The 17,982-nt window shown below is 37.2% G+C and carries 12 protein-coding genes; 5 read left to right on the top strand and 7 right to left on the bottom strand.

The window, feature by feature from the left end; genetic code table 11:
- Positions 1-27: 27 nt before the first annotated feature.
- The gene (locus MHH45_RS09980; RefSeq protein WP_016113842.1) at positions 28-711 is read left to right on the top strand and encodes a DUF2278 family protein; all 684 of its coding nucleotides are present in this window, start codon (positions 28-30) and stop codon (positions 709-711) included.
- 14 nt (positions 712-725) lie between these two features.
- On the opposite strand, the gene MHH45_RS09975 is transcribed toward MHH45_RS09980, so the two are convergent.
- Entirely contained in the window at positions 726-1,559 is an 834-nt protein-coding gene (locus MHH45_RS09975) for a hypothetical protein (protein ID WP_088093973.1), read from the bottom strand.
- 276 nt (positions 1,560-1,835) lie between these two features.
- On the opposite strand from MHH45_RS09975, the gene MHH45_RS09970 reads away from it, so the two are divergent.
- Entirely contained in the window at positions 1,836-2,636 is an 801-nt protein-coding gene (locus MHH45_RS09970) for a zinc ribbon domain-containing protein (RefSeq protein ID WP_088093974.1), read from the top strand.
- A gap of 19 nt (positions 2,637-2,655) precedes the next feature.
- Positions 2,656-3,915: a TcaA 3rd/4th domain-containing protein gene (locus MHH45_RS09965; RefSeq protein WP_088093975.1), complete on the top strand. Its 1,260-nt coding sequence runs from the start codon at positions 2,656-2,658 to the stop codon at positions 3,913-3,915.
- Positions 3,916-4,244: 329 nt separating this feature from the next.
- Here MHH45_RS09965 and MHH45_RS09960 read toward each other — a convergent pair whose 3' ends face one another.
- Positions 4,245-4,676, bottom strand: coding sequence for a hypothetical protein (locus MHH45_RS09960; RefSeq protein WP_088093976.1), 432 nt, complete (start codon positions 4,674-4,676; stop codon positions 4,245-4,247).
- Between the two features lie 451 nt (positions 4,677-5,127).
- Here MHH45_RS09960 and MHH45_RS09955 point away from each other — a divergent pair, with 451 nt between their 5' ends.
- Positions 5,128-6,462, top strand: a complete 1,335-nt coding sequence (locus MHH45_RS09955; RefSeq protein WP_088093977.1) for an FAD-dependent oxidoreductase — start codon at positions 5,128-5,130, stop codon at positions 6,460-6,462.
- A gap of 183 nt (positions 6,463-6,645) precedes the next feature.
- Positions 6,646-7,056 carry a DUF3908 family protein gene (locus MHH45_RS09950; RefSeq protein WP_088093978.1) on the top strand — a complete coding sequence of 137 codons (411 nt, stop codon included), beginning with the start codon at positions 6,646-6,648 and terminating at the stop codon, positions 7,054-7,056.
- Between the two features lie 307 nt (positions 7,057-7,363).
- Here the strand turns inward: MHH45_RS09950 and MHH45_RS09945 are convergent, their stop codons facing one another.
- The 5 genes from MHH45_RS09945 to MHH45_RS09925 all read right to left on the bottom strand — a co-directional run bounded on the left by MHH45_RS09945 (position 7,364) and on the right by MHH45_RS09925 (position 17,322).
- Positions 7,364-8,929 (bottom strand): SagB family peptide dehydrogenase, encoded by a 1,566-nt coding sequence (locus MHH45_RS09945; protein WP_088093979.1) that lies wholly within the window; start codon positions 8,927-8,929, stop codon positions 7,364-7,366.
- A gap of 22 nt (positions 8,930-8,951) precedes the next feature.
- Positions 8,952-10,901 (bottom strand): TOMM precursor leader peptide-binding protein, encoded by a 1,950-nt coding sequence (locus tag MHH45_RS09940; protein WP_088093980.1) that lies wholly within the window; start codon positions 10,899-10,901, stop codon positions 8,952-8,954.
- Entirely contained in the window at positions 10,901-12,820 is a 1,920-nt protein-coding gene (locus tag MHH45_RS09935; RefSeq protein WP_088093981.1) for a putative thiazole-containing bacteriocin maturation protein, read from the bottom strand. The genes MHH45_RS09940 and MHH45_RS09935 overlap by 1 nt, the downstream gene beginning before the upstream one ends.
- Positions 12,821-13,057: 237 nt before the next feature.
- On the bottom strand, positions 13,058-14,302 hold the full coding sequence (odhB, locus tag MHH45_RS09930) for a 2-oxoglutarate dehydrogenase complex dihydrolipoyllysine-residue succinyltransferase (RefSeq protein WP_006094002.1): 1,245 nt from the start codon (positions 14,300-14,302) through the stop codon (positions 13,058-13,060).
- A 152-nt stretch (positions 14,303-14,454) separates the two neighbouring features.
- Positions 14,455-17,322 carry a 2-oxoglutarate dehydrogenase E1 component gene (locus MHH45_RS09925; protein WP_016132601.1) on the bottom strand — a complete coding sequence of 956 codons (2,868 nt, stop codon included), beginning with the start codon at positions 17,320-17,322 and terminating at the stop codon, positions 14,455-14,457.
- Positions 17,323-17,982: the final 660 nt, after the last annotated feature.

The raw sequence follows: 17,982 nt of genomic DNA, 5'->3' as shown, positions 1-17,982 counted from the left end.
TTAAGTCAATGAATAGGAGATGATCCCATGCCCTTAAAAAACTACGGAGTCCTAAAAGGTACAGCACTACAATCTATGATTGGAAAAGGGAAGACACCTCATTATCAAGTTCATTTGCAAGGGGAGGCTGAAGTAGAGTATCGGATCGCAATCAATGTAAAATCACAAAGTTATCCATCAGAAGTTTTATATTTTGCAAGTGAAAATATTAGATCGGAAGCAATTACAATTTTACCGACATTACCATTTGGTTTTACGGAAATAAAAAATAATGAGCCGAGAATTGCGTTAGATTATGTGCGAGGACAATTATTCGATTCGAAGGAGATGATCCCTCTGCCACCTGAAAAGTCAGGACAGGATAATGATTTAAATGAAAAAATGGAACACTATATAAAACGAGCAATAGAGGAAAAGGCAATTATTTATGCGTTTGGAGAACGATGGGGACCGGAAGATAATGCGCCTGATCGATATTTTCATTTTAAACCTGGTAACGGCATACATGATATTCATATGAATCAAGGAAATGTGGAGAAATGGAAGAATGATGATGGTACATGGCAAGACGGTGGGATATTAATCCACTTTGAGAAAAAGCAGCAATGGGCAGGAATTTTTCTTGCGTTTCAATCGCAGTCTTGGTGTACGGATGAAGAGGGACATGCACGTGTTCCTGTGGAGCATTGCAATTATAAGACGAAGAATTAATTAAAACAGCTAGTTCATTTCGAACTAGCTGTTTTAATTTTGTAGCAAATAAAGCTGATGAATACAGCGATACATGAAAATAGTATGGCTATGCTAGAGAAAGCGAGTAAGTACGTATTGTATTTCACTACATTTCCTATTAGCTGATTACTGTCATAATGAAAAAGCCTTGCTATGCTATTAAACAGAAATAGGAGAATGAACATAGTGATGATTCCATCTAATGAGCCCTCTATATCTGGTTTGCTCAAGGCAATATGTGTAGAGATACAAATTGCGATGAAAAGAAAAAGCCAAAACAAAGGATTAAATAAGTTGCTAACTGTAAAAAGGCTTTTTAATAAAAGTATGGATGATAAGAAAATATTTTGCAGCGTGTCGATATTGATAGAAGCAGCTTGAGCATTTGTTTTAAGAGCATTTATAAATAAGGAATAAGACTGTGGTACGAAATAATACATAGAGATTACTAATGTAATCATTCCTGAAAAAATAGGAGCAATTCCGATGAAAAAATTCCCTATTCTTTGATATATACTTCTTTGATTATATTGGTGCCTTACATACCCCAAATAGCCGTTATTTGTATTGGTTGGGAACAGTTGGATTGCTATAATCTGATGCCTGAATAATAAACACATAAAAGCGTGCCCAAATTCATGAATAGGAACACCAATCCACGCTGTTAAAAGGAAACCTTTTCTACCAAAAGCTCTCATCCAATATGTTCGTGTAAGAGATTCTAAATAACCTAATACAAAACCAACCAAAATGATGATACCGATTAAAGAAAATAATTGTATCAAACTTGTAAGGAGTATATGAAAAATTGAGTATGCTAGTTCCATAATCTTCGTCCAATCTATTTATTTTATCCCGTAAAAGCCCGATGCGTTCAACTAATAATCAGTGGGGAATGAAGAAAACCCCCACTAATTAAAGTTTCACTTTATCAATTTAGGTTTTCGGTATTTTTTATAATAACATTTTGTTAGCAGATTACCAGAATATATATGGTGGAAAAGTATAGAATATATAACTTTTTCTTGTAGTCATGTTTCCTCTCCTCGTACATATATTGAATCTGTAACGGCTTAGAAGATACATGCAAGGGAGATGATAGGATGACATGTCCAGAGTGCAAAGCTGAGCATACAAGTGAAGCGAAATTTTGTGGTAATTGTGGGCATTCACTTACAGAGCAAGTTGTAGAACATCATGCAGAACAAGGGGAACAGCAGTTGTCTCAACCAGCACCTGTCCAGGAGAATCGTTCGAATGAAACGGTAGAGCAGGCGAAACAATTTGCGAGTGGATATTTTCAGTTTTTTAAGAATGCATTAAAATCTCCGGCCGCAATTATGAAAAGTGGACATATTGAGGTAAGGAATGGGATTACAAGTCTTGTTCTCATTTGTTTTTTATTTGCTTGTATGTTTTATCGGATGATGAGTGCGACTGCATTAATTGCAACGGGTATTATAGGAGGCGCTGGATTTGCACCTGAAGCAACCCCTTCTTTTTTTGGAGAATCTGTTAAAGTCTTTTTCTATTTCTTAATTTTATTTCTTTTTATTGGATTTATCATTTTTGTAAGTGGAAAACTCATGAAATCATCTTTTTCTTTTTTAGAAACGCTAGGGGTGTGGGGGACAGTATCGACACCAGCTGTCGCTGTCCTTGTTATTGCACTCTTATTTAGTTTTTTATTAATTTTTCTACTACCGTTATTTATAAGCCTTGCTGTGATATGTATGAGTGTTTGCACAATTGTTTCAATATTAAAGTTAGACAGAGGTGGATTAGATCCAGTATATACACTTATTATCGCAAATATTTTGATTTCAATTGCGAGCTGGATTGTGCTTTGGTCTTATATAAAAACAATACTTGATACCTTAACTGGAGGTTTAACAAACTTCTAATGAAAAGGTGGATGAATGGATGAACGTTTGTGCAAAATGTGGTTCACAGTTAATGGATGGCGTAGGATTTTGTCAAAGGTGTGGGGCTAGAAGGGATGAGCATCGGCGAGTAGGGAACGAAAAGGAACCACAGATACGAAAGAAAATAAGCAAGGGGAAGAAAATATGGATTGGGGTTGTCATTCTTTTTATTGTTGGTTTTGGCGGAGCATACCTGTATGGAACAAAGTATTATTCTGCACAAGCACAAATTGATAGAATGGTTACGATTTTACAAGACAGAGATACGGAAAAACTAATTGATATTGTTACAACAGATGACCCACAATTTGTAGTAGATAAAGAGAGTGTAAGACCGTTGTTTTCGTATATAAAAGAATATCCGTCCTATGTTAATGATTTAAAAGCTTCTATACAACAGCAAAAGAAGAAGCAAAATGATGTAGAAAAAGTAGATTTTGTATTAACGAAGGATGGAAAATACCTCTTTCTATTTGATCGATATAAATTGAAAGCAAAAACCTATTATGCAACGCTCCTTACGAATGAAAAAGATGCATTGTTAAAAATAAATGGAAAAGATTTAGATAAGACAACTGATAAAATGTTTGAAAAGCAATATGGACCATTTTTCCCAGGTATTCAAACGTTTCAATCAGAGTTTAAAAACGATTATGTGAAGCTAGCGCGTGAAGAAAAGGTTGTACTTATGAAACAAAATCAAAATAATGTAACAGTTGACTTATCGTTAAAAGGTCACTACATTACCATTCAAACAAATGTAGCGGGAGCAACATTATATGCCAATCAGAAATCGATTACGACATTGGTGGGAGAAGAATTTAAGTGGGGACCAGTAGCTACAGATGGAAGCGTCTCTATTTATTTAGAAAAAGAAGGTGCAAATGGAAAAGAACAAACAAAGGTGGAAAATATAGCGACAAGTCAATATTATACACTTTCGTTTCAGAAGAAGCCTGAAAAACAAGAAACATCTTCTTCTCCATCAACTGTGACAACAAAATATGTATATAACGGATTTTTCTTTCCTGATAGTCATATTCGTAAGTTAACAAATGTAGAGCTGCAGTCCCTAACAAAAGAACAATTGCGGATCGCGAGAAATGAAATATATGCTCGGCATGGGCATGTTTTTCAAACGAAAGATATACAATCATACTTTTTAAAGCAGTCGTGGTATCGTGAAAATCCATATTATACAGGAGAGTTGAATGATGTGGAGACGTATAATGTTGAGCTTATAAAGTCAAAGGAGTAGGCATTATCACTTTTTATGTTGTAGAGATGAAAGGTACATCAACAATCATGGTGGTGTACCTTTTTTATTTATCCCGCTATTCGCGGCAGTAAGACCCCCACCTCAAGATTTAGAGAGAAACGAGGAAGATAGGTGGGGGACTAACTGCCCGTAAAAGCCCGATTGGTGAGGGCTAATAATCAGTGGGGGATGAAGAAAACCCTCACTGATTAAAGTTTCACTTTATGTGTTTGCATTTCATGTAACAAATCCTTTTATGTGTCATGGTAATGATTACCTTATTCTGGTTGAAAAATATAGAAGAATTTAAAGGGAAGATTACCTTTTTGTTATTTCTGTAATGGCATGAGGGAAGTTCTAGCTGGTTCGCGAGAAAAAAAGATATGAAAGAGAAAGTTGACTGTACTTGCTCTGCCAGTTGTACTAGCCTGGACATCGGATAAAGAACTGGAAGAAAGTATGGCTTCCGAATTCGGTGGAACTGTAATCTCCAGTCTACTGTTTAATTTTTTTGATGTTACAACTGTTATTGTGTCGTAAGAGAGGTTGATAATCTTTAGAATACCAAGTGGATAGACAGCATCGTCAGGCTGAGAGGTGGATGCAAACAGGGTAGATTTCCAAATTTCTTGAAAAAAGGTATCGCTATCAGCCGACCAAGCCTGTGCACCGTAAAGTGTTGCACTAATACTGAATTCCTGTTCCAGTGGTTGGACAACTTTTGGTTCAGCAGGAGTAGAGATAAGAAAATTACTGCACATTGATTCTTTTCACCTACTTTCCATTGCGATTGTTATAGCATATTAATAATTAGGTTTATGGGACACGACGCTTTACCTATAGTGTTCAAAGGGTGTTTAAAAATATATGAATACAAATTGAAAAACTGACAGAAAACCATTCTTTTTAGGTGGGAGAGAGCGTCGGGCCAAGCATAGAAGCGGTCAGATCCTTTTTGAGCTCCATGCCAAGTGAAGACAAAGGGAGAAAATGAGTGCAAGGCTCTTTTTGTATGCATAGCCGCGACTTATATGTTGGAAAATCAAAATGTATATACAAAGGTATGCGTTGTTATGTTTGGACGGAATGGTTTTATTTGTAAACAAGATGGAGAAAACATATACTTTGTATAAGCTACTTATAGAAAAAAGGATTTATTTACAGTGAATCTGGAGAATGTAAACGATAGAGACTGTACAAAGGAGTGGTTTAGTGAACTATGTAATCATTGGCGGAGATGCAGCTGGCATGAGTGCAGCAATGCAAATTATTAGAAATGATAAAGAAGCAAAAGTTGTAACGTTAGAAAAAGGTGAAATATATTCATATGCGCAGTGTGGACTTCCGTACGTTATTAGCGGTATAATTGCTTCTACTAAAAAATTAATTGCACGAGACATTAGCACATTTCGTGATAAGTATGGAATTGATGCGAAAACATACCATAAAGTAACGAAAATTGATACTGAAAACAAAATTGTGCATGGTATACATACAAGTGAAAACGAGGCATTTCAATATAAATATGATCGCTTGCTAATTGCGACAGGAGTTAGACCTGTTATGCCGGACTGGGAAGGAAACAACCTGCAAGGTGTCCATCTTTTAAAAACAATTCCGGATGCTCATAGAATATTGGAGACGTTACAGGAACAGAATGTTGAGCAAGTAACAATTATTGGCGGCGGGGCAATTGGCCTTGAAATGGCTGAAACATTTGTAGAGCTTGGGAAAAAGGTGCGAATGATTGAGCGAAATGAACATGTTGGCACAATTTATGATGCTGATATGGCAGCATATATACATGAAGAAGCAGCAAAATATAATATTGAAATTTTAATAAATGAAAATGTAAAAGCATTTAAGGGGAAAGAGAAAGTTGAATTTGTTGAAACAGATAAAGGAACGTATAAAACGGATCTCGTTCTAGTATCAGTTGGCGTGCAGCCAAACACAGAGTTTGTTAACGGAACAGCGATTCGCACGAACAAAAAAGGGGCTATAGAAGTAAATGCTTATATGCAAACGAATGTGGAAGATATCTATGCAGCAGGAGATTGTGCAACGCATTATCACATCATAAAAGAAACGCATGATCATATTCCAATCGGTACAACTGCAAATAAGCAAGGGCGTCTTGCAGGATTGAATATGGTTGATAAACGAAGAGCATTTAAAGGCACTCTTGGTACGAGCATTATTAAATTTATGGGACTCACTTTAGCGAGAACGGGTTTAAGTGAAAAAGAAGCAAGTGGATTGAAAATACCATATAAAACGGTGAAAGTAGATACAACAAGTATGGCTGGATATTATCCAAATGCAACAGCACTTTATGTGAAATTGTTGTATCGTTCTGATACAAAACAACTATTAGGCGGACAAGTTATCGGAGAAGAAGGCGTGGATAAACGAATCGATGTTATTGCAATGGCGCTCTTTCATAAAATGAGCATTCATGATTTAGAAGATGTCGATTTAAGTTATGCACCGCCATATAACAGTGTTTGGGATCCAGTTCAACAAGCAGCGCGGCGAGCGGAATAGTACTTCTTATAGAAGTACTATTTTTTATTTTGAAAACGCCGAATTATAAAAAAATATATAAAATCATATTTGTCCTTGAAAAGTGTAGTACGTATCTATTATATTTTCATATAGTACTTATTTTTTCATACATAAAAATACGATAGAGACAAGATAGTAATGAATGATGCTGGAGGATAAGAAATGGCAATAAATATGAGAACAGTAGAAGAGTGGATTGCGGAGTCAAATGCAAGACATGAGGAGGACTTTGGAGAAATTGTCCAAGAAATAAAAGAGCTATGTGTTGCGATTGATAACGCTACTTTAATTTACCCGAAAAATGTATTTTGCTTTGGAAAAAAAGCGGAAGTGTTCTTCTTTTTCCAAGATCATGTTGTCATTGGTCAGGTGCAAGAAGAGTATATTAAAGTTGAAAAATTAAAGTATGAGAATATTACAGATATAAGCCTAAAAACAAATGATAAAAATACAACATTAGAGTTGAAGTTCTCTAATGGAAATTCTATTATGCTAGATAGTTTAAATGATAACTGCGGAACGAAGAATTGGTTGTTTGCAAGACAGATTAAGAGTATCTTTAAAGTAATTTAGTAGTGAAAGCAGGTCTTATATAAATCCAAATTAAAAAACGACAAAACCCCTTCTTTTTAGGTAGGAGAGAACATCCAGCCATGCATAGAAGCGGTCAGATCCTTTTCCTGCCCCATGCCAAGTGAAAACAGAGGGAGAAAGCGAATGTAAGGTACCTTTTGTTCTTCGTAGCAGCAATTTACATGTTGAAAAATCAAAATGGATTTATATATTAATTACCTAAATTTGTATATTCGATTTAGGTAATTAAAATTCCTTCAAAAACACGCCCTTTGCTAGCACAGTGTACTAAGCGCAGGGCGTGTTTTTAGCTATGCAAATATCCTTTTAACCAAGTGCGATGGCGATAGGGACCAACGGGAATTTGAATAAGGGTCGTTTTTCTTTTTGTATCAATTTCATAAAGTTTGTCACATAAGTTTGCATCAAATCCTAAGAGCGGGTGACCTCCCATATCCATAGCTGAGGTTGCTAAGACGAGTTTTTGGACGAGCATTCCAGCTTCCATTTGTTGAATTCGATATCCTCTATAACCTAAATCGTTTTTTAAATAATCTTTATTTCCTATTACATGTAAACAGAGTGGTACTTGAAAGAGATTCACATTGTCCATTGTCATACCGGATTGTAAAGGATAGCGGAGATCTCCTAATTGAATTTTTTCTAATGTATGAGCATTACTGTCGTAGGAATAGGCACCATTTGGCAAACCGTCTACGTTATAAAAGCATCCGTATAGTAAGACACGTGATTTTGTCTTTATATGTGTTCCGTCTAAATCATTTTGATAAGGAAAGGAAAGAGTTGCTTCTTGAAGCAAAGTAGCTAGTTGCGTATCGCTTATTTTCCTTAAGACAAAATCTAAATCAGGTGAATAACGTTTTTGAAAAGCTGTTGCGAAATCGTATGATAATCGCTCTACTCTGGGGAGTGTCAAAGTTTGTGTGTGATGTGGAACAGTTGCCTCTTCCGTCACAGTTCGAAATTGTTCAGTTGAATCTAGCATAGATGCTGCATTCATTCTTGTTATTAGAGGGTGATCAGTAAAGTTCTTTGATCGAACAAAGTGTTCATGCTCTAAAACGGGAAGCCGCTGTGAGAGTTCATAAGAAGTAACGTTTGCGCCTGTATTATTTGGATGAAACCATTCTTCTGCAGGGTGGTTAGATAATGGGATAACTGCATACACGCTTTCTTCTTGCTCCGATAGTCCGAGTAAATGATTAATGGCTCTATCAAGAAATTGAAAATATACACCAGATGTATAGCCGAATTGTTTAGAGACTTCTAGTAATTGGCCGATGAGGACACCAGTATCTAGACCTTGGAGACGGTAGGAAAAGTTATTATATTTAAAGAAATTTTTCCAAAACATTGTTGATACAAAGGCGGTGCCAAAGCAAGCAGATAGATTGCAGCGATTTCCAAGTGCCTCTGTGAGATAAGAGTCAAAATTTCCTTCACGTAGTAATACGAGACGATGATGTGCTGCGTCATAATGATAGATTCCCTGTGGACAATGATTCATTTTTAAATACAAATATAATTCATTTGGATATAGAGCTCCTCCAGAAGGAATAAATCTTCGGTATATATTTGTTGTATTTTGTTCTTCTAAGCCGAGGGAAGGCTGGCACAATTGAGTTAGGCCAAATGTATACCAGAGACAATGTCCGATTTGCTCGAGAGTAGGTTCTTTAGACAGATTTTGATCTCGCAATGTTAGCGGTACCTCTAGAGAAAGAGGAATGACAGGTAGATTACGGTATAGTTTATAGGGAAGGGGGGCATCAGCCCAGTCGACTTCTTTATTTTGGAGCATAATTTCATCGATAGAAAAATGTAAATGGTGTAGAAATGTTTCTAGTTGCATCAATCTACCTCCTTATTGTGACTTATGGAAATGGATGCGGATGTGGATTAAGTTGTTCAAATGTAAGTGGCTTATTAATATATCCAAGTTCCATTGGTACGGTAAATACTCTCTGTAGTCCTGTTGTGCGAGTAAGTTGATGGCCAAATGTCATTGGTAACATACCAGGGATCAGTACTTTTACACAAGATAATCCGTTTTTTTGTATGAGAGGAACCGTTTGGTCAATGACGATGACTTCAAGGCCTGAATGATGTAGTTGATCTAAGAGATGGCGAAGGTCTGAAGTTAAATCCTTATCGATAGATCTTAACTGATTCATTTGTTTAAATGATTGTACAGGTCGACTATCATTCAATAAAAATTGAAGGCGTTCTTCGGTTTCTGGTAATCCGTATAACATGCTATGATCATCCATTTGGGTGACAAGATAGGGATCGCGTAAACATTGTTCGTATTTTTGCTTGTTTGCTTCAAGTTTTTCATCCATAGTAAGTAACATACCTGCTAATTCATGGATAGCACTTTTAACAGCTCGTAGTGGTTCCATGTGGGCACCACCTGCACAGACGAGATTCATTCCATCTTGTTTTGTATTTTTTGCAATGGCCCATATACTTGGAATACCATGCTCCATCGTTGCATCAAAAACATGTAAATCATAGCCTGTAATCGTGCGCATTCGTTCAATCATCAATTGTAATTCCACATCGTCCGCAGAAGCTAAATCCAGGCGGGGAAGTGGTAATTGTGCATACCAAGTTAGCAAGAAAGCATCGCGTTCGACTATTTCTAAAATGCCATGGAAAATCGCTTCTTCTAAACTCCCTCCAATTGCACAGCCGTTTGAAGTTTCATAAACAAAAGCGTCCCTGTGTCCTAGACTATAATATGCAATCGATTCTGGAACTAAGACGGGACGGTTTTGTGATAAAGAATAACCCCATACCCAGTCTTGAGGATAATCAGGATCAAACGGTTTAAATGGGAAATCTGTTTTTTTATAATGTTCATCTGTATGTACACCGATTGTGAGAGGATTGATGGCTGTATCTTCTAACTCTCGGTAACTACCATGAACATTTGTCCGTTTCCCGCGAGGGGTCATTCCGCAGTATCTCTCTAATCCTTCTAAGATAGCAGTTGCTTCACTCGCCCTGAATGAATGTGTTCGGCCCGCAACTCCTTCATTCCCTAAAAGTAACGGCATATTTACAATGACATCAGCGAATGGTAATAAGGAATGTTGCATTTTCCCATTTAAAAGTCCAGTCCGATAATCTAGGTAATCTTTAGTCAAAAATGTATTTAAATCTTCAATAGAACGACATCGATAACTTTCAGCGTTCGTTTTAAAGCTCGGTTGTAGGGAAAGGCAAGCAGCAGCTTCAGTATCGTCAGGTATTGTACTACACATTGGACATAGAGGATCAGGAAGAAATGAATGGCGTGAACATTGAAAGGTTTGCATGTTAAGTAAAATGAGTTCCTCAGCTAAAGAGGTATGCCCTTCTGTTAAAATCCTTTCTGTTTCAGCATGAATAAGCTGACACATTTGTAGTAATCCAGTTTGGGTTGCGCATACATCTCGTTGTATGGCATCATCCTTTTTTAAGGAATATTTCCGCTGTAGCTCCCACATTTCTTTTTGGTCAAAGCCAGCTATAAAACGTCTTGCATCAGCACAAAGGGAACATCCTGCTGTATTTGGCTGAACATAAGGACCAATGATACCCTCACCAAATGAAGTAAAGCCCCGAAGCCATGGAATGTTAGCGGAGCGAAATATTTCTTCAGCTTCATGATGGATAGAGGAAGGAGAACCATCGTGTAATACGAGAGCAAGATGAATATTTTCAGGGAGTGGCTCTTCAATTGTATTTTGATGAATGATAGGGTAGTGAACAGATAATTGCTGATTTACATAGTTTGCTAGTAGGCCATCTCCTACAATTAATATTTTCCGACTCATCATTCTACCTCCTCTTTGATTACCACACCAACTACACCGCCTAATCCTTCTTTTAAAAATGGTTCAATTGCTAGGTCGAGGACGAAGGGATGAAGATTATGTTCTTTTAAATTCTGTAAGGCTAATTGCAAGGATTCTAATTGTGGCATTTCTTCTTCTTTTTGTATTTCAGCCCTAAACGATTCTGCACTGTGTAAAAGGATAGAGGAGTCCAATAATATATTGGATTTATAGGGAACTTCTTGATTTTGGACATGAAGTAGTGCTTGTTGTAATGCATTTCTTAGTGCTAATGTTATATTTAAATCAGTACTACCGTACCACTGGTTGTGTACACCGATCCAAACAACAGGAAAACCTAGCACCTCTTCACCAATTCCTACCATTGGTTCCCCATGTATCGCGGAGAGTGCACGTAAATAAAATTGGCAGTGTTTGTCGTGAATCTCTGTTAATTGTAGTTGTGTAATTTCTTCTGTTTTGGTCAACTGCCTCGTTTGTAATGTGTGTGTTAAATGATTTTGTAGTGCACGGTACACGCCCTCTACCATTGTTTCCCCAGCCCCAATTCCAATGAATTCATCTTGTTCAGGAATAAGGAAATGAACCATTTGAGTTACATATGTTTCAATTCCGGTTAAACCTGCTTCGCGGCGTGCTTCGTCATGCGTTAATCCACCGCAAATTATAGTAGGCAGGAGCGTAGTAGGTCCTTCTGATAATGGATTTGCAACTTGGATATAGCATTGAGACAACGGTAATTGCTTTAGATTTTGTTCATCCCATATGTGAAAAATTCCAGAGGTTCTTGAAGTTAATTGGTCAAAAAAACGAAAAAGTTCATTCGAAGGGCTTTGGTTTGAATGTCTTTTGAGAGTTTCATCAATGTCTTGTATCGTTTCTATTGTAAAGTTTTTTGTTGTTATAAGCGGGTGTTTGATGGAAGTGTGCCAGCTGCCTTCTAGCGTTTCAAAATTTAGTAAAAAGAATTGTTTATTTTGCTCTCTATTTGAAGAGCCTGTAATATTTTTGAATAACTCAAAAACGACAATGTTTGCTAACATAGCCCCAGCGATTGGAGAGAAAGGCTCTAATAGTTGATCTTTTTGAAGGGCAGTCTCATGTACGCGTCGCCATGCAGATTCCCAGCATTCTTCAGATTCTGTAGTAATGACAGGACCAGCTAAGCCTACTTGCTCCAAACATAAAGCAGGAAGAAAGTTTTTCTTTTCTTCTCTACAAATCGCATGGATCGCTCTTAATTTTTCAATATTTCCATTTTGAGATACATATAGAATCCAATCAAAATGTTGAAAAATTTCCTGCAAGGAACGATCTATCGTTGTATCTATTTCTTGAACAAGTACATTTTGATCAGCATCGTGGGCTTTTTGTACAATCTCAATTAATCGAGAGCGATTTGTTGCGGTAGAGTCGGTAATAAGACAGTGAAACTCAGGTAAACCAGATTCAAGTAAAGAAGAAATTAATGAAGTGAAAATAGATCCAGATCCAATTGCTAGGACTTTAGCTTGTCGATACATTTGAAATTTTAGGGCACCCGAGTGAGAGTAGGCCTCTAAAAATTCAATTTGCGATGCGTATCTCTCAAGTAAGGCATTCTCTAACTGATGAGGAGAATCTTGACTTACATCACGTACAAAACCATTTTGGTGCAAAAGTTCTCCAAGTTCAAAAACTCTATTTTGATAAGGGAGGGGGAGTCCGCTTGTTAGTTCTTCCAAAGTATGTTCTCCATTAAACATAGGCATTAATTTTTCAATCCATTCATAGATACCATTACCTTGCATTCGGAATGAACTGGAGTTGTTTCGAAAATAGACACCCCCGTTTGAGTCGGGGAGGAAAAAGGTATCCTTGTTCATTTTTAGTTTTGTGGAAGCTGTGAAAGTACTCATTGTATTCCTCCTTATCAGTAAATTTGTTCTAGACATACATTATCATTGTATGTATTGTGAGTTGTCCCTTATGAACTCAAAAAAATTACGATTGTTTTAGAGTCTTATTGAACTACCCCCACTTACCTCTACAAGAGCTTGAGGTGGGGGGTTCTCGGTTAAAATGATAAAAAAAGGCTGCATGAAAGATCGAATAAATCGATACTTTCATACAGCCTTTTGTATTTCGAAAGGCTATCAACCTTCTAATAATAATGATTTTGGATCTTCAAGCATTTCTTTAACAGCAACAAGGAAGCTAACTGCTTCTTTACCATCGACGATGCGGTGGTCGTAAGATAGAGCAATGTACATCATCGGACGGTTTTCCATACGTTCTGCATCGATTGCAACTGGTCTTACTTGAATTTTATGCATTCCAAGAATACCTACTTGTGGGCTGTTTAGGATTGGTGTTGACATAAGGGAGCCGAACACACCACCGTTTGTAATTGTAAATGTACCACCTTGTAGTTCTTTTAATGTAAGCTTGTTATCGCGTGCTTTTTTACCTAGTTCACGAATTTCGCTTTCGATTTCAGCAAAGTTCAATTGGTTTGCATCGCGTACAACTGGAACAACTAATCCATCTGGAGCTGCTACAGCGATTCCGATATCATAGAATTTTTTAATGATAAGCTCGTCACCTTGGATTTCAGCATTTAACAATGGGAATTGTTTTAACGCTGCAACAACTGCTTTTGTGAAGAATGACATAAAGCCAAGACGAACATCATGTTTTTTCTCGAATGAATCTTTACGTTCTTTACGTAATTCCATGATTGCAGTCATATCAACTTCGTTAAATGTTGTTAACATTGCAGATGTTTGTTGAACTTCTACAAGACGTTTTGCAATTGTTTGACGGCGGCGGGACATTTTTACGCGCTCAACTGGTTTTTCAAATTCAGTTTTTGCTGCTGGTTTTGGACTTGTTTTTTCTTGTTTTGGCTCTGCTTTTGGTGCAGCAGCATGTGCTTGTACATCGTGTGGTCTTACACGGCCAAGTGGATCAGTGCTGCGTACTTCATTTAAGTCGATTCCTAATTCACGTGCCATTTTTCTAGCAGCAGGTGATGCGATAGGGCGATCTGTATTTGGAAGACCTTGTAAAGCTGTTTTTGGAGCCTCAGCTTTTGGTGCTTCAGTAACTTCTTGTTTTGGTTGTTCTGGAGCTGCTGCTGGAGCAGGTGTACTTACTGCAGCGCCGTTTGCATCTAAAATTGCAATGATGTCGCCAACTTCAACTGTATCTCCAGGCTCTCCTAGTAGTTGTGATACAATACCTGAATCTTCTGCAATGATTTCTACATTGACTTTATCCGTTTCAAGCTCAACAACGCTGCCACCTTTCTCAACTTTGTCGCCTACATTGATAAGCCATTGTGAGATAGTTCCTTCTGAAATAGATTCTGCAAGCTCAGGTACTTTAATTTCGATCATTTTAAATGTCCTCCCCTTATTTGCCTAACGGTGTGTTTTGTCTTTTTTTCTTCGGTAATCTCAAAGTTTCCAGCTTGATTGGGCAGAAATTCTTTACAGATTGAGCTGTAAGGAACTCTGCCCGCATGAGCTAGAGCACATCACTTTCGTTGTTAGTTGCTAAAAACTTCTATTTCTTGTTTATCTTGTCGAAAGTTATACTTTATATCTAATGCATGTGCAACAATTAGTTCTTGCTCAGCTTTGTGTGCAAATGGATCGCCACCTGATGGGCTAGAACGATCTGGGCGTCCGATGTATCCTGTTTTCACTTTATCTCCAGCAAGTTCAAACAGAATTGGAGCCATGTAATGCCATGCACCCATATTACGTGGTTCTTCTTGTACCCAAATGATTTCTTCTAAGTTTTTAAAGCGTTTCATAATAGATTGAACTTTTTCAGCAGGGAATGGGTACAACTGCTCAATACGAACGATATGAAGTTCATCTAAATTGTACTCGTGTTTACCAGATTCGATTTCTGCTGCTAAATCAATTGCTACTTTACCTGTCGTTAAAACAAGGCGTTTTACTTTGCTTGGTTTTGTACCAAGATTTTCTTGTTCTAAAGCAGGTTGGAAGCGTCCTTCACTTAGTTTGTCACCTGATGAAGCTGTAAGTGGATGACGTAATAAGCTTTTTGGCGTCATAATGACTAATGGACGAACTGCTTCTGTACCAAGGATTGATGCTTGACGGCGTAAAATATGGAAGTATTGTGCCGCGCTTGTTAAGTTTGCAACAGTCCAGTTGTTTTCTGCAGCTAATTGTAGGAAACGTTCTGGACGTGCACTAGAGTGCTCCGGTCCTTGACCTTCGTAACCGTGAGGTAATAGAAGAACTAGGCCTGATTTTTGTCCCCATTTTGCTCTTCCTGCTGAAATATATTGATCAAATAATGCTTGTGCAGTATTTGAGAAGTCACCGTATTGTGCTTCCCACATAACAAGAGTTTCTGGAGCGAATACATTGTAACCATATTCGTAGCCGACAACAGCAGCCTCTGATAACGGACTGTTATGAACAGAGAATGATGCGTTAATATTCGGCAGGCGATGTAATGGTGAATATGTTTCGTTTGTTTCTGTATCATGTAATACGATATGACGATGTGCGAACGTACCACGCTGTGAATCTTGACCAGTTAAACGAATTGGCGTACCTTCTTGTAAAATAGAAGCGAATGCTAAAGATTCAGCAAGTGCCCATTCAATTTTACCGTTCTCTTCAAGAGCATCTTTACGGCGCTCAAGAATTTTCTTCACTTTCGGATATACGTTAAAGCCTTCTGGCCAAGTTAAAAGCCCTTCGTTAATTGCACGAAGTGTTTCAAGCGGAAGACTAGTATCAATTGACTGAATTCCTTTCGCAACAACATCTGGAACCTTAACATGAATTGCAGCTTCACTTGTATCTGCTGGTGGTACTTGTGCATACTCAGATTTTAAATGCTCTTGTACGAATTGAGTAATTGTTTCAACCTCATCTGCATTTAGAACGCCCGCAGCTTCTAATTGGCTTGCATATAAAGCTCTTACAGTTGGATGGTTTTTAATTTTTTTATAAACTTGTGGCTGCGTAACTGCTGGGTCATCCATTTCGTTATGACCGTAACGACGGTAACCGATTAAATCGATTAAGAAGTCTTTTTTGAACAGCATACGATATTGAATCGCAAGGTTAGCAGCAGCAAGACATGCTTCCGGGTTATCAGCATTCACGTGAACGATTGGAATTTCGAATCCTTTCGCAAGGTCACTTGAATATTTCGTAGAACGAGAATCATAGCTATCTGTCGTAAAGCCGATTGCGTTATTTGCGATAACATGAATTGTTCCACCAGTTTGGTATGCGTTCAATCTGCTTAAGTTCAATGTTTCAGATACAATACCTTGACCAGGGAATGCAGCATCACCATGAACTAAAATTACGAATGATTTTGAAACGTCGTGTTCGGGATAGCCAGCTTTTTTACGATCTTCTTGAGCAGCACGTGCATAACCTTCAACAACTGGATTAACGAACTCAAGGTGACTCGGGTTATTTGCTAATGTAACGCGTGTGCTAGCTTCTTCAGATCCGACAACTTCTTCTCTACCTAAATGGTATTTCACATCGCCAGTCCAGCCGGTATTAACTTTAGCATTATCTATTGTTGCATGTTTGAATTCTGCAAACATGTGACTATATGGTTTTTCTAATACATGAGCGAGTACGCTTAGACGACCGCGGTGAGCCATACCAATCATGACATCGTTTACGCCGCCTTTAGCACCTTCTAAAATAATTTCATCTAGTACAGGTACAAGCATATCAACGCCTTCGATGGAGAAACGTTTTTGGCCAACGAATGTTTTATGCAAGAATTGCTCGAAACCTTCAACAGCTGTTAAGCGTTTTAAGAGAGCAGTTCGTTTTTTATTTGTTAATGGTTGACGCAGGGAATTTGATTCCACCATTTGATGCAACCACGCGCGTTCTTCACTATCCTGTATATGCGAGAATTCATAGGCTAAAGATTTTGTGTAAACATCTTTTAATCTATTAATTACATCAAAAGCTGTGTGAACATCATTTGGTGCATCTGCCCATACTGTTTTAGCTGGAATCGCTTTCAAATCTGCATCGCTCAATTCGTTCATTGCTTTCTCGATGAGAGATTGTCCATCAGCAGGCTCTTCCATTGGATTAATATGAGCCGATGTATGACCGAATGAACGGATATGCTCAACAAGTTGAACGACTTTAAGAATTTTTTCAATGTTTCCTGTGTTTTGAGGAGAAAAATTTGTTTCCTTGTTGTCCCCTGTTACGACATCTGCTTGGAATGGAGGAGCTCCAAAAGTTTCAAAAAGCTCTTGTAATTCCGGATCAACAGAACCTTCTCCTGTCACGTAACGATCATACTGTTCAATAACATAACCAAGGTTCGGACCATGGAATTTGGCCCAAGGGTTTGTCGTTGTATTCTTCCTCGTCATTTGTTTAAACCTCCCAATGCATGTAATCCTTCTTTCATAATGCGAAAGAATGCATTTTGCTCTTTTCATAATTGATGAACCAGTAATGAATGTAAATGTTATCTTTACTCTTATGTTATTACGATAATTTACATAATACCAAACATTATTACTTATCCGTTTTGTAAAAAAACATTCACAATTACTTATCACCCAAGTTAATCTTTCATGTTATAAAGTAATTTTAAGGAAAAAATAGGTGATTTCATCTGGTACATCCGCACTTGGAACAAAATCTTCCATATGAAAATATAAGATGAATTGTAAGAATGTTTTGTTAAAATGCGGTTTGATTTATGTATATTAAAATAATAAACGCTTTCAAAAATATTATACAACAATATAACAGGATATAGTATAAAAAATAAAAAATTATGAATTTATCGTAAACTTTATTTCAATAGTGTTAAATATTGAAAGGAAAAAAGAAAAATTTGCTTGTAAGTGATGATTATGATTTGAAAATGGTTCATAAATCGTTAGTTTTTGCAAATATAGCAGAAAATAGCTTAAAAAGGGTAGCCAGCTTCATTCGTATAGGAGAAAAAATGTAATATTTTAAAAAGATAAAGTGCAGATAACAATATTAATTTTTCTCATTACAGAGGGATAAATATAATG

Source organism: Bacillus sp. FSL K6-0042 (assembly GCF_038006685.1).
GTDB lineage: Bacteria > Bacillota > Bacilli > Bacillales > Bacillaceae_G > Bacillus_A > Bacillus_A pseudomycoides.
Note: the sequence above shows the minus strand (reverse complement) of the source record. Positions and strands in the feature narration are given on the sequence as shown.